The 14,485-nt window shown below is 51.5% G+C and carries 7 protein-coding genes; 6 read left to right on the top strand and 1 reads right to left on the bottom strand.

The features are described 5' to 3' along the window. Positions 1-36: 36 nt before the first annotated feature. Complete coding sequence (locus HMY34_RS14300) at positions 37-1,185, top strand: ATP-binding protein (protein ID WP_202716127.1); 1,149 nt, start codon at positions 37-39, stop codon at positions 1,183-1,185. After that, entirely contained in the window at positions 1,182-2,753 is a 1,572-nt protein-coding gene (gene ubiB, locus HMY34_RS14295) for a ubiquinone biosynthesis regulatory protein kinase UbiB (RefSeq protein ID WP_202716126.1), read from the top strand. The genes HMY34_RS14300 and ubiB overlap by 4 nt, the downstream gene beginning before the upstream one ends. 57 nt (positions 2,754-2,810) lie before the next feature. On the opposite strand, the gene HMY34_RS14290 is transcribed toward ubiB, so the two are convergent. Further along, positions 2,811-6,092 (bottom strand): Ig-like domain-containing protein, encoded by a 3,282-nt coding sequence (locus tag HMY34_RS14290; RefSeq protein WP_202716125.1) that lies wholly within the window; start codon positions 6,090-6,092, stop codon positions 2,811-2,813. 324 nt (positions 6,093-6,416) lie between these two features. Between HMY34_RS14290 and HMY34_RS14285 the strand changes: the two genes are divergently transcribed. The 4 genes from HMY34_RS14285 to HMY34_RS14270 all read left to right on the top strand — a co-directional run bounded on the left by HMY34_RS14285 (position 6,417) and on the right by HMY34_RS14270 (position 14,478). Continuing rightward, the gene (locus tag HMY34_RS14285) at positions 6,417-6,827 is read left to right on the top strand and encodes a hypothetical protein (protein WP_202716124.1); all 411 of its coding nucleotides are present in this window, start codon (positions 6,417-6,419) and stop codon (positions 6,825-6,827) included. A 17-nt stretch (positions 6,828-6,844) separates the two neighbouring features. Further along, positions 6,845-9,187 carry an OmpA family protein gene (locus HMY34_RS14280; RefSeq protein WP_202716123.1) on the top strand — a complete coding sequence of 781 codons (2,343 nt, stop codon included), beginning with the start codon at positions 6,845-6,847 and terminating at the stop codon, positions 9,185-9,187. After that, positions 9,187-9,978, top strand: coding sequence for a 16S rRNA (adenine(1518)-N(6)/adenine(1519)-N(6))-dimethyltransferase RsmA (gene rsmA / locus HMY34_RS14275; protein WP_228287868.1), 792 nt, complete (start codon positions 9,187-9,189; stop codon positions 9,976-9,978). Before HMY34_RS14280 ends, rsmA begins: the two co-directional genes overlap by 1 nt. Before the next feature lie 123 nt (positions 9,979-10,101). Next, complete coding sequence (locus HMY34_RS14270; RefSeq protein ID WP_202716122.1) at positions 10,102-14,478, top strand: TIR domain-containing protein; 4,377 nt, start codon at positions 10,102-10,104, stop codon at positions 14,476-14,478. Positions 14,479-14,485 lie beyond the last annotated feature (7 nt).

Here is a 14,485-nt window from a genome sequence, read left to right as displayed (position 1 = left end):
CATACTATTCATGAATTACGATTCAAGAAGTACTGCATGATCAACAGGCAACTCCTCGCGGAAATACAAAGCAAGCTGTTCAAAGGCAAAGCCATCTTGCTCATGGGGTCACGACAAGTCGGCAAAACCACGCTAGTACAAACGTTGCTGGCAAATCTCGCCATGCCCGTCATGAAGTTCAATGGTGATGAGCCTGATATGCGGGAAATACTCGCCAACACCACCTCTACACGCCTCGCCGCCTTGGTCGGCAATCACAAAATTGTTTTTATTGACGAAGCACAGCGTATCGAAAATATCGGTCTAACCCTAAAATTATTCACCGATCAATTACCTCATATTCAAGTGATTGCAACGGGTTCATCAGCGTTTGAGCTTGCCAGCAAAATTAATGAGCCACTCACGGGGCGTAAATTTGAATACGAACTGTACCCGCTATCGTTTGTCGAAATGGTGGAACATCATGGCTGGTTTGCCGAAAAACGCTTACTGCCACACCGCCTGATTTACGGTTATTACCCCGATGTTATCAATGCACTCAGTGAAGGTAATAGCGCACAAGTATTGAAATCACTCACCAGTAGCTACCTCTACAAAGACTTGCTCAGTTTGGAAGGTGTGCGCAAACCCCAACTGCTGGATAAATTGGTCAAAGCCGTTGCTCTCCAAATCGGCTCAGAAGTTTCTTTCAACGAACTGGCACAACTCACCGATACCAACGTTCATACGGTTGAGAAATATATCGACCTGCTAGAAAAAGCTTATGTGCTGTTTCGCCTGCCCGCTTACAGTGGCAATCATCGCAATGAAATTAAAAAGGGGCGTAAAATCTACTTTTTCGACAATGGCATTCGTAACGCGCTGATCAATAACTTCAACCCGCTGGAATCACGTACTGACGTAGGCGCACTCTGGGAAAACTTCCTGATCAGTGAACGCATGAAATACCTGTCTTACCAACAAAACCTTTTTTTCACGCGGCGTTACTTTTGGCGCACGACCCAACAGCAAGAAATCGACTACCTCGAAGACAGCGGCGGTAAACTCCACGCATGGGAATTCAAGTGGAATCCCAAAGCCAAGGCGAAGTTCCCTATCACATTCACGAATGCTTACCCAGACTGTGTAACCATGCGTGTAGACCCCGACAATTTTGAAGCATTTATTGGGCTAACAACTGCATGAAACCCTTCACCCGCATCCTCCGCCTGTGGACGATCAACCGTGTCTTTATTCGCCACGGTTTAGACGAACTCGTGTTCCGCATTCCCTTCATGCGCCCCGTGGCGTTCATTTACCACCTGTTGCCGTGGAATTGGGGCAAGCAAGAAACCCGTCCACGTGGAGAGCGCATTCGCCGCGCCTTGGAAGATTTAGGGCCGATTTTCATCAAATTCGGGCAAATGCTTTCCACTCGCCGTGACTTATTGCCCGACGACATCGCCACCGAATTAACGCGCCTGCAAGACCGTGTGCCGCCGTTTTCCAGCCTCGAAGCCCGCAAAACCATTGAAAAAGCTTACGGCAAATCCGTCACGGAAGTCTTTCAACGCTTTGAAACTGACCCGATGGCTTCCGCGTCAATGGCGCAAGTTCATGCCGCGCAATTGTGGAATGGCAAGGAAGTCGTGGTCAAAGTGCTGCGCCCCGGCATTGAAAAAACCATCAGCCAAGACGTGGAACTGATGTATTTAATGGCGAATTTGCTGCAACGCTACTGGAAAGAAGCCCGCCGCCTGCGCCCGCTGGACGTGGTTGCCGAATACGAAAAAACCATTTTCGACGAACTCGACATGATGCGCGAGGCCGCGAATGCCAGCCAAATTCGCCGCAATTTCGAGGCAAATCCAACCCTGTACGTACCGGAAATTTACTGGGATTACACCCACCCCAATGTAATTGTGATGGAACGCATTTACGGCGTACCCGTGGGCGATATTCCGCGTTTGCGCGAATTGGGGGTAAATTTCAAACGGCTGGGCGAATTAGGCGTGGAAATCTTTTTCACCCAGGTGTTCCGCCACAATTTTTTCCACGCGGATATGCACCCCGGCAATATTTTCATTGACCCTAGTAATCCGAATGACCCGCAATACATCGCGGTGGATTTCGGCATTGTGGGCACGCTGTCTCCGGCGGATAAGCGTTATCTGGCAGAAAATTTCTACGCCTTTTTCCAGCGTGATTACAAACGGGTGGCGGAATTACACGTAGAATCGGGCTGGGTTCCGCCCTCTACTCGTGTGGATGAATTTGAATCCGCGATCCGTTCGGTGTGCGAACCGATTTTCAACTTACCGATTAAAGACATTTCCTTCGGGCAATTTTTGCTGCGCCTGTTCCAGACGGCACGGCGTTTTAATATGGAAGTGCAGCCACAATTGGTTTTGCTGCAAAAAACCTTGCTGAATATCGAGGGCTTAGGTCGCCAGCTTTATCCTGATTTGGATTTGTGGTCGACCGCTAAACCGTTTATTGAACGTTGGATGGATGAACAAGTCGGCGTGCGTGCCTTGCTGAATGGTGCAAAAGTCAACTTACCGAAGTTTCTGGAAAACCTGCCATACATGCCGAATATGTTGCACGACATTATGCAGCAAACCACGCAGCACAAACTCAAAATGCAGTGGGAATCCGAACAGCTCGAAGCCTTACGCAAGGAAATGCGCCGTTCGCAGCGCATCAATCAAACCCTGATTATCACTGGCATACTGGTATTTTTAGCGGTACAAGTCTTTAACCTTTACCGTTAAACGCAAAAAAGCCGCTCCGTTACCAGAGCGGCTTTTGCTCATCAATCAACCATTGACTTAAGGAGTCGGTGTGCTGGTCGGCCCGGTATAACCGGCGGGTTCAACATCAACAAACACATGAGCGCTGGCTTCTTTACCATGCTTATCACGTATTTTATAGGTAAAGCGATGATCGATGCAGTATCCACTCCGTAAAGTGTAACGAATCATTTGCTTGCCCTGCCAAGTAATGATTTCCGCCGTACCGTAGTCAGGCTTGCCAACTTCAACAATGGTCAACGTATCACCGGTATCATTTGCCAAAACATCCACGCGCCGTGGCACGAGATCATTGAGTGATAACGGGCCTTTGGTTGCATTATCATCCACGGCTGTCAACGTTGTTACTGGCGCAGTCACAGTGATTGTGACGGTGGCGGTTACTTGATGATCTTTACCGTCGGTAATCACATAATCAAAGTGGTCGGTTCCGGTGAAATTGGCATCAGGCAAATACGTTAACAAGTTGCCGTCTTGCGTCACTCTACCGTTAGCACCTTGGGTGACACTGACGATGCTCAGGGGATCACCATCAACGTCTTCATCATTCGCCAAGACATCGACCGATACGGCGGTTCCGCTAGTCGTGTCTTTTGCATCAGGCTTAGCAACCGGCGGTGAATTATCCTTTGTTACCGTGATCGTCACCGTCGTCTCATTGCTGGCGTTACCATTAGCATCTTGGGCAATGTAAGTGAAAGTATCGATGCCAAAGAAATCCGGATTAGGTGTGTAGCTCAGACCATTACCATCCTTCGCCGCTGTACCGTTACTGCCTTGCGTGAAACTGGCAATGCTTACGGCATCTTTATCATTCGCCAGTACGTCAACCGTGACGGGTTTGCCCATAGTCGTTTCTGTTGCATCAGGCTTAGCAACCGGCTTATCGAGCAGTGGGCTAGTGACGGTAACAGTGACGGTAGCGATGGCGCTATTCCCTTCTGGATCAGTCGCCACATAAGTGAAAGTGTCTGTGCCAACAAAACTCGGCTTCGGGGTGTACGTCAGCATATTACCGGCTTGCGTGACTGTACCGTTGGCTGGATCGGTATAACTACCAACCGTTAACGGCATACCGACCGGCGAACTGTCATTCGACAACACATTAATATCAACTGATTCACCCGAAACGGTAGACGCTACGTCATCCAACATCACCGGTAACTTAGACGGATTAACCGTCACCGTCACCGTTGCCGTGCTTTGATTACCCGCAGGGTCAGCGATGATGTAAGTGAATGAATCCGTTCCCGTAAAGCCTGAAGCAGGCGTGTAAACCAATTTATTGCCATCTTGAGTGACCGAGCCATTGGTGCCTTGATTAAAGCTAACAATGCTCAAGGGATCGCCATTCGGGTCTTTATCATTCGCTAACACATCAAGCGTCACTGGCGTATCACGATTGGTGATACCGGTGTCATTCCCCGCCACCGGTGCAACCGAACTCGGAACCGTAGCGCCTACTGTCACCGTAACCGTTGCCGTGCTTTGATTGCCCGCCGGGTCAGTAATAATGTAGGTAAACGTATCCGTTCCCGTAAAGCCCGCGATTGGCGTGTAAACTAATTTATTGCCATCTTGAGCAACTGAGCCATTGGTGCCTTGATTAAAGCTGACGATATTCAAAGGATCGCCATTCGGATCCGTATCGTTCGCCAACACCGCAATCGTCACCGGCGTACCGCTGGCAGTCGTGGCACTGTCATTCGCTGCTACGGGTACAGTCGGATTATTGCCTTCCTTGTCACCCTCACCACCCACCGTTTTGTAAGTATCCACGGTTTGTTTGTGATCAGCGGTGTTGCGCAATGCTTGGCGTACCCACAGTGGTGGTTCAGGAATCAGTTCCTTGCGCCAAACGACTTTCGGGTCGGTCGTGCTAGTGCCACCGGCTTCAATCACTTCGTCTTTGTATTCGTTTTGATACGTGACGTATTCAATGTCAACGCGGCGATTTTTGTGGCCTTCGGCATCGGTATTCGGGTATTTTGGCTGACTTTCACCTAAACCTTGTGCCAGCAATTCATTGGCGCTGAAACCGTTTTTGATCATAAAATCACGCACGGCATTCGCACGATTTTCAGACAATTTCTTATTGTGCGCGTCTGAACCTTTGTCGCACGTATTCCCAGTAATGCGGATATTGCCGTCGTAACCCGATCCACGGATTTGACCGATAACCGCTTTCATGCGTTCTTGCGCTTCCGGGGTCAACTTGGCGCTATCGAGCTTGAAGAAAGTATCCGATTCCAGCTCCATGGTGTTTTTGACCAGTTTGCGCTCAATTTTAGGCGGCTGCTTCACTTGTTCGCCCGGAATCTCGGTACGAATCCGACGGTAGCGCTGTTCTGGCTGCCAAACACCCGCTTCACTGCCAATGTCATAACGGTAGGAAACCCCGCCGCGTGCTTCCGCATCCTCCGACGTTAGCGCCCCACCCGCCTTTTTATAGACTTCCAATTCCGCACCTACACTATGCGGGGTATCGGGGAAAAACTTTTCGACGCCGCCGGTAATGGTCGTTTGAGCCGCACGTTTTTCACTCGCGGCAACATCTTCAGCCCATTCGTAATCCAAGCCGCCTTGTAAACGCATACTCTGTTGCGGCAGGAAAGTTCCCACACGCCCGCCTACGCCTAAATCATAGGCTTTTTCTGTCACACCCGGCGTAGCAGTCGTCCGCCCTTCAGACAGACCTTTGCTCACATGACCCGACCAAAACAGATTGGCATTTTCTTGACCGTAACCGACGGTGGCCTTTTTATCTTTGTGCTCATTTTGGTCATAAGCACCAAAAACTTTGTTCACGTGGGCGGGATTATTTGCATCCCCAGATACCCAATGATGGCTAATTTTCGCACCCGCACCGGTCAACATTTCTTCGCCAGCAGCAGCATCAGCACTGGGGTTGAAACCCAAATAGCCTTGACCAATCGTTGCGCTGCTTTCGGTATTGCCGAATATTTGGCTGGCTTCCACTTTGCCCTTGAGTTCGGTGTCAACGCCAATGCCGATGCGAGTATTGCCACCCACATAGCCGGTATTCACGCCGGAAGCTTCGGTAGAATCGTCCACAAATCCGTCACTTTCCTGACCTAAATTTTGGGCTTGGCTCATGACATCAGCGGGTAAGTTAGCGTCTGGCGCGGCACTGCCTTCTAAAGTTAGCGGCGCAGAGGGTGGCGGCGGAACCTGACCATACGGCGCGTCATAACCACCGTCTCCGGCGAGAACCGTGGCAGAACACAATAGTAATGGCAGAATAGCCCAGTTGGAGGAAAGCGTTTTTTTGTTATTCATCGTTAGTGTCTCTTTGTCTGCGTGCCTTTATTATTGGTATTGGGTCACATGGTAGCGGTCACTATATTCTGTATAACGAACGCACCACAACATCTTCCGACGAACGTGGTCTCGTGCTACATCCCTAGCCAACAGACTGAAACTGCATGATTTTGTGTTTTATGCCTGACGCTGGAAAGTCCTTCGTTTATACTCCCTCACATATTACCGACTGTATTCAGGTTAGCGTCGCATCGCCAACCACGCACAGATAAATGGTGTTTATAAAGGTTAGGAAATGGATTCTTTTTCGAGTAAGAAAAAACAGGGAGTATGCGCGACATTATGTTTAAAATAATACAGATCGTTCCATTTTTCGGGATTGTCCTGCTGGTTTACTGGCTGGCAGTTAAAACCAATTTATTCCCCGAAGGCTTGAACCACGTTTTATTTCACTTACGCCTACCCTCCAAAGCCTTGTGGAAACCCACTTGGGGTGACTTCATGGTATTGCTTGGCGTTGCTTGTTTGTACGTTGAATTATTCAAAGCCACTCGCACCTCAGAAACCACCATCGTCGATCACCTATTATCCACGTTTGTGCTGATTTTTTACCTGACAGCGTGGTTGATTTACCCGTGGGCAGGCAACTCGGTTTTCCTGATTCTGACGGGCATGACATTTTTGGATGTCATTGCCGGTTTCACCATCACCATTTCAGCCGCACGTCGTGATCTGGCGATTGGTGGACGATAATGACGAGGGAAGCGTTCATGCACACACTTATTGCCCGTTTGACGGTGCTTTCCACCTTGTCATTCAGTGCTTATGCCGAAGTTCCGCAATTTCCCGACGCCAGTATGCTTCCCCCTGACACCAGCGCGACGTCGCGCAGTGTCAGCACCACGAATACCACGACCGGCAACAGCGCAGCAGGCATTTACGTTTATCCACAAGCAGATACCACCAGCAATATTGGCAACAACACAGCGGTCAACCCCACCGCCACCACTTACGGTTACACCTACCCGCCGAGCCAAACCAATAGCGGCTGGGGCAACTATTACAACTATGCCCAACCGTCTTATTACAACCCCTCGCAATATTTCTTGCCCAGCCCCATGCTCACCCCGCCATCGACACCGCCGATGATGATGCCAACTATCCCCAGCTTTAGTTGGCCGAATATGGGCTTTGGTTATCGCAACAATACAACGCCTTACAGCAATTGGCCAGGCAATGCCGCCAATACGCAAATGCCGGTGCCGCCAGCTACTACACCCGTAACCGCGCCCAATACCCAACAAATTGACGCACTCAATCAAAACCTCAACAATCTGCGCCAACAACAAACTGACTTAGAAAATAAAACGCAGCAAACCCTATCCGCTCACGAACAAACCATTGCCGACTTGCGCAAACAACTCGAAACCGCCAGCCAAGGCAAAGGCGATCTCGAAAGCCAATTAACAGCATTACGGGGCGAACTCGCCGAAAGCGTCAAAAAAGCCGAGTTAGAAAGCTGCAAAGCCGAAAAAGACGAATTAGCGGGAAAAATCTCCGATATGGATCAAAAAGTGTCCGCCATTGCCGAAGTGTCCCAACAATTCGCCCAATTGCGCCAAAACTTCGCCACGCTCGAAACCGAAAAACAGCAACTGGTCAGTGCGTTAGAAAACGAAACCAAAGATCTTGACGCTGACGGCGTTCCCGACAAACTCGATAAATGCCCAGAAAGTGCTTTGGGTGTTACGGTAGATGCCAGCGGCTGTAACCCCCCCAAAGATACCGACAAAGACGGCGTTACCGATGAAAAAGACCGCTGCCCAGTCACAGAGGAAGGCGTCAAAGTCGATGACAATGGCTGCGACTTACCTCCACCGGATAGTGATAAAGACGGCATTCCTGACGAAACCGATCAGTGCCTCAACACCAAGAAAGGTATCAAAATCGACGCACTCGGTTGCGACTTACCGCACCCTGATGGCGACAAAGACGGCATCATCGACGAAGCCGATAAATGCCCTGATACCAAAGCAGGCGCGAAAATCGACGACAAAGGCTGCGACTTGCCACCACCCGACGGCGACAAAGATGGCGTAATCGACGAAGCTGATAAATGCCCCGACACCAAAAACGGCGCGAAAATCGACGACAAAGGCTGTGACCTACCACCTCCCGATAGCGATAAAGACGGCATCATCGACGAAGCCGATAAATGCCCTGACACCAAAAACGGTGTGAAGATCGACGATAACGGTTGTGACTTACCACCACCCGATGGCGACAAAGATGGCGTAATCGACGAAACTGATAAATGCCCTGACACTAAAGCAGGCGTGAAAATCGACGACAAAGGCTGTGACCTCCCACCTCCCGATGGCGACAACGACGGCATTCCTGACGAAGCCGATAAATGCCCTGACACCAAAGCAGGCGCGAAAATCGACGCACTCGGCTGCGATCTACCCCCACCGGATGGTGACAAAGACGGCATCATCGACGCTAACGATCAGTGCCTTGACACCAAAGAAGGTGTGAAAATCGACGACAAAGGTTGTGATTTACCGCCGCCACTACCGGCTGATGGCGATAAAGACGGTGTTCCAGACGATGCTGACAAGTGCCTCGATACCAAAGAAGGAACGAAAATCGACGATACCGGTTGCGATGCCATTGCCGATGCAGACAACGACGGCGTAGCCGATGACGCAGATTTGTGCGCTGACACCGCCGCCGATGCAGAAGTGAACCAAGTCGGCTGTTCCAAAACCGAAAACATCAATCTCAAAGGCGTTACTTTTGAAACAGGTTCGGCGGTATTGACAGCAACGTCCTTCCCAATTCTCGATGAAGCCGCCGCCACCCTGAAAAAATACCCCGACCTGAAAATCGAAGTCGGCGGTCACACCGACAGCAGCGGCGACAAAACAGCCAACGAAAAGCTTTCCCAATCCCGCGCCGAAGCCGTCATGAACTACTTAACGGACAAAGGCGTAGCCGTCAAACTCCTCAGCGCCAAAGGCTATGGTTCCAACAACCCCATTGCCGACAACGCCACGCCCGATGGCAAAGCGCAAAACCGCCGCGTCGAACTGAAAATACTAGGACAATAGTGAGCCAATACCAACAACACGCCAAAAAACGTTTCGGTCAGCACTTCTTGCATGACCGCAACGTGATCGACAACATGCTCCGCGCTGTTAACCTGCAACCCACGGATCACGTCGTCGAAATCGGCCCCGGCCCCGGCGCACTTACCTTCCCGCTGCTGGAATTGCTACCGCGTCTGGATGTGGTCGAAATCGACCGTGACGTGATTGCGTGGTGGCAACAACAGCCGCAAGCCGAAGGTAAATTGCACATCCATGCCCAAGACGCGCTCAAGCTGGATATTCCGGCATTGCGTGGTGACGGCGATACGCTGCGGATTATCGGCAATTTACCGTACAACATTTCCACGCCGCTGATTTTCCACTTTTTGGAACATCGAGCGCACATCCGCGACATGTTGTTCATGCTGCAAAAGGAAGTGGTGGATCGTCTTACTGCCGAGCCGGACAGCTCCGATTACGGGCGACTGTCAGTGATGGTGCAATACTATTGCGAACCGCATTATTTGCTGAAGATTGGCCCCGGCGCGTTTACCCCGCCGCCCAAAGTTGATTCAGCGGTGGTGTATTTGAAACCGTGGGCAACACAGCCTTTTATTGCCAACGATACGGAACAGTTTGAAAAGCTAGTGAAACAAGCCTTTGCACAACGGCGCAAAACCTTGCGCAATACCCTTAAAGACTTGCTGACAGCCGAACAAATTGAGAGTGCGGGAATCGACCCGACCCGCCGTGCGGAAACGTTGGCGGTGGAAGATTTTGTTAATTTGGCGAATTTGTTGACGGTGATGTAACCCGGCATAAAGAGGGCGACCAGCCGGTCGCCCCTACAAAAATCCGCGTAGGGGCGACCGGCTGGTCGCCCTCTTCTCTCTTCTGTTAAACTGCTGTAAACCTCAACAAGCAGGGCTTGCAGCATGTCAGGGCAACACCAACACATCTTCATTTCTCACGCGACGGCTGACGATGCGTTCGTCAAAGCGTTACGCATCAAGTTAGAACTGCACGGGCTAACCGTGTGGGCTGATTCGCGTAATCTGGTAGCTGGCAACAAATTGACGCCCGAAATCGAACGGGCTATCCGGGATTCGCGCCATGTACTGGCTATCCTCAGTCCGCAAACCATCAATTCCGCATGGGTACGCAAAGAAATCATCTTCGCCGAAAACAACGGACATAACGTTATTCCGCTGATGCTACCGGGTATTGAGCCTTCCGCTTTGGTGATGTGGTTTGATGAAGAACCTGTCGGGGTAAAAATTGAACTCCATCCCGGCAAACTCAACGAAGCGATGCCGCGCATCCTCGCCGCCCTCGGCGAACGCTTACCCGATGACTTACCCACCGAACAAACCATCGAAAACAAACCCCTTGCCGAATTATTGCTGGAACTCACCGAACCCACCTTGACGCGCAACGCTGATGGCAGCGAACAATTGAATGCGCGGGCAACCCTGACCTACACCCCCGCCGACCTCAGCAAAGAACGTGAAGTCACCAGCCGCCCGTTCCGCTTCACCGCCCCCATCGGGCAGATTGAGCAGGACGAATTGCGTTGGTATCTGGAGGCGTATTACCAATGGCCTGTCGGTTTGTTCCGCAAACGGGCGCAACGCACCGAAGCGCAATTGCCGCAATGGGGCGCGAAGCTATCCGCCGCTGTGCTGGACAAGCCCGAATGTCAGGCAGTGAAAGCGGCTTGGCACAATACCCGCACCGAGTCCGAACGCCTGTTTTCGGTGCTGGTGGAAACGGCGTTGCTGGAGGATGCCAGCGATGCGGAAAAAGCCAATGCCAATACCGCTGCCAGCCGCTTGCAAAGCCTGCCGTGGGAGTTGCTGCACGATGGCAAAGGCTACGTCAGTGATGGCAAATACCCGGTGCGCATCCGCCGCCGTTTGCCCAATTACGATCAGAAACCGCCCAGCATTACCCAGTTGCCGATCCGCATTTTGCTGCTGAGTCCGCGCCCGGAACAGGCTGGCGTGGGTTATATCGACCACCGTGCCAGTGCCTTGCCGCTGGTGGATGGAGTGGCAACTCTTGGCGAGTTGGTGCAAGTGAGCGTGTTGACTCCACCGACTTTAGGCGCATTGGAAAAGGAATTGCGCCGTGCCAGTGAGGCGGACAAACCCTATCACGTCGTCCACTTCGACGGTCACGGGGTCTACGACCAACAGCATGGGCTGGGTGCGTTGTGTTTTGAAGACCCGCAGGACAGCCATGAGTTGAAAAACCGGCGGATGCAATTGGTACACGCCGACACGCTGGCGGTGCTGTTGCGCGATTACCGCATTCCACTGGTGTTCCTCGAAGCCTGCCAAACCGCGCAGACCGATACCGACCCCAGCGCATCGGTTGCCGCCAAATTGCTGGAAGAAGGCATTGCCTCGGTGGTTGCCATGACCCACAGCGTGTTGGTGGCAACAGCACGGCGTTTCGTCACCCAGTTTTACCGCACCTTGGCGGAGGGGCAACGCATTGGCAAGGCGATGTTGGCAGGGCAAACGGAGCTGATGCGCGACACGTTCCGCCTGCCGATTGCGGGCGCGGGCGATTTGCACTTGCAGGATTGGTTTGTGCCGATTTTGTATCAGGAACAGCACGACCCGCAGTTATTCGCACGGCTGCCTTCCGCCACCGCGCAATTGATGACGGCGCAACAACACCAGACGCGGCTGGGCAGGTTGCCCGAACCACCGCCGCACAGTTTCATTGGGCGTAGCCGTGAATTGCTGCAAGTCGAGCGGTTGTTGGAACAGCAACCCTATGCGGTGCTGCGCGGTCAGGGTGGCGCGGGCAAAACCACGTTGGCGGTGGAACTGGCGCAGTGGCTGGTGCAAGGCCGCCGCTTCGAGCGGTGCGCCTTCGTTAGCGTCGAGCAGTACACCCACCCCGACTACGTGCTGGAACAACTGCTCCAGCAACTGGTGAACGCGAATCACAATTTTGCAGCGGAATACGCCAGCGACACCGACAGAGCCTTGCAGGTCATCCGGCGGGTGCTGGAAAACGAGCGCGTGTTGATTGTGGTGGATAATGTGGAGGCGTTGTTGGCGGATGGGGGGAATGTGGGGGCTGTGTTGGGGCTTCTGGCGAAGCTGTTAACCCCCCCATCCCCAGCCCTTCCCCCGCAAGGGGTGAAGGGGGCAAGAGTGCTGTTCACTACCCGTGAGGCGTTGCCTGCGCCATTCAACCATAAAGCCCGTGAGATTGTGCTGGGGGCGTTGAGCGTGACGGATGCCAAGGCGTTGGTGATGCAGGTGATGAACAACGAAGGTTTGCACCTGCGCCATGACGATCAGGGCAATACGCCGCAGGAAGTGGACGATCTGGTGCGTTCGGTCGGTTGCCATGCGCGGGCGTTGGTGCTGCTGGCGCGGGAACTGGCACAGCGCGGGGTGAAGGCAACCACCGCGAATGTGCGGGCGATCATGCAGGAGTTGGAACAACGCCATCCGGGGCAGCGCGAACTGTCGCTGTTCGCCAGCGTCGAACTCTCCCTGCGGCGGCTATCGCCGGAAGTGCGCGAGCAGATTGCGGGGCTGGTAGTGTTTCAGGGTGGAGGGCATATAAGCAATATGGCGTATGTTTTAGATGTAGACAGTGACCAGATGCGTATCATCGGCATGGATTTGATTCAAGTCGGACTGGCGCAGAACGTGGGGGATTACGGCTACTTCCGTCTTGACCCTGCCTTGCCTACATATCTGGCCTTGGGGCTGGATGCAACGCAACAAGACTCCTATCAGCAACGATGGCTAGATGCAATAGAACAATTAGTGAGTTTTCTCTATCAGCAGGCTTCTAAGGATAAAAAGCTCTCCGCACAACTCACCCAACTAGAACTACCCAACCTGCTGGTTTATCTGCAAATTCTTGTTGATGGGCTGCAAGCCGGACACGGACAAATAGTCGCTGAACAGGTGGTAGACAGTGCAAGCCGCGTCGAGCAATTACTAGCGAATCTGCATCACCCGCAGGCACTGGCACAGGTAGTGACATGGCGCAAACAGACCGCAAAAGCCTTGGGTGAGTGGAGTAATGCTAGATTTGAAAATGAACGCATGAATATTGAGCGGCTGTTGCAGCAGGGTAATGTGCAGGCAGCATTTGATGCTGCACAAACAATGTTGCAGCAGTGTCAGCAAGCTGGAGAGCAGGCATATATTGGAGCAGATTATGATTTAGCAGCAGTACATTTTATCTTTGGGGATATATTAGAAATAGGTGGCGCAGCAGCCCAAGCTCTACCATATTTGCAGGAAGCACAAAGACGTTCTGAGTTATTGGGAGAGAATGGTGCACGGATGGTTTCTGTAAGTTTGGCAGAACAAGGAAATTGCCTGCAAGCATTAGGGCAACTACAAGCAGCGGCAGTAGCTTATGAGGAAGGTATCAAACGTGCTGATAAACTAAAAGATATACGACAGGTTGCAGTAGGTAAAGCTAATCTAGCTACAATCCACATGTTACAAAGCCATTATGCTGATGCAATATATAGTTACCAAGCAGCATTAGAACTATTTCAAGAACTAAGTGAACCTGCAAGCATAGCTGCTTGTTGGCATCAAATCGGGATGACACACAAACGGGCGGGTGATTTTGTATTGTCTGAACATGCCTATCGACAATCCTTATCGATTACAAGTCCATTAAACGATTTAAAAAAACAGAATGATACGCTTACTGAACTTGGCAGCCTTTATGCAGACTGGGATAAACCAGAAGATGCAGTAAAATATTATAAGCAAGCAATTGCACTTGATGTTCAGCGAGAAGATTTACGTGACGAGGGTATAGATCGTAGTGATATTGCAAACCCGTTGATCAAACTCAAACGCTATGGCGAAGCCCGTTTAGAAATATTACGAGCTCTTGAATGTAAACAGGCATTTGGGCATGAGGTAAATCCATGGAAAACATGGGCTAGTTTGTATGAGTTGGAACAAGCTTGTGGTAACCCAAGAGCAGCGTCAGAGGCGTGGCAACAAGCGTTGACAGCATATCTGGCCTATCGATGGGATGGTGGAGAGAATCATAGCGGTGGAGGATACTTAGCTTTAGCAGTAGAACAGGCAATAAAACAAAATAATAGAGCGGGGATTGAGCAAGAAATTAAACAATTGTCTGAATATGATAATTGGCAAGAACATAAAAACTTCCTGCACAAGCTGCAAGCGATTATCGCCGGGGAGCGGGATTTGGCTTTGGCGGAGGATGAGGGGTTGTACTTCGAGTTGGCGGCGGAGTTGGTTTTGTTGTTGGCTGGATTGCGGGAGGCAGGATTATAGCCCTCCC

The organism is Thiothrix subterranea (genome assembly GCF_016772315.1).
Classification (GTDB): domain Bacteria; phylum Pseudomonadota; class Gammaproteobacteria; order Thiotrichales; family Thiotrichaceae; genus Thiothrix; species Thiothrix subterranea.
Note: the sequence above shows the minus strand (reverse complement) of the source record. Positions and strands in the feature narration are given on the sequence as shown.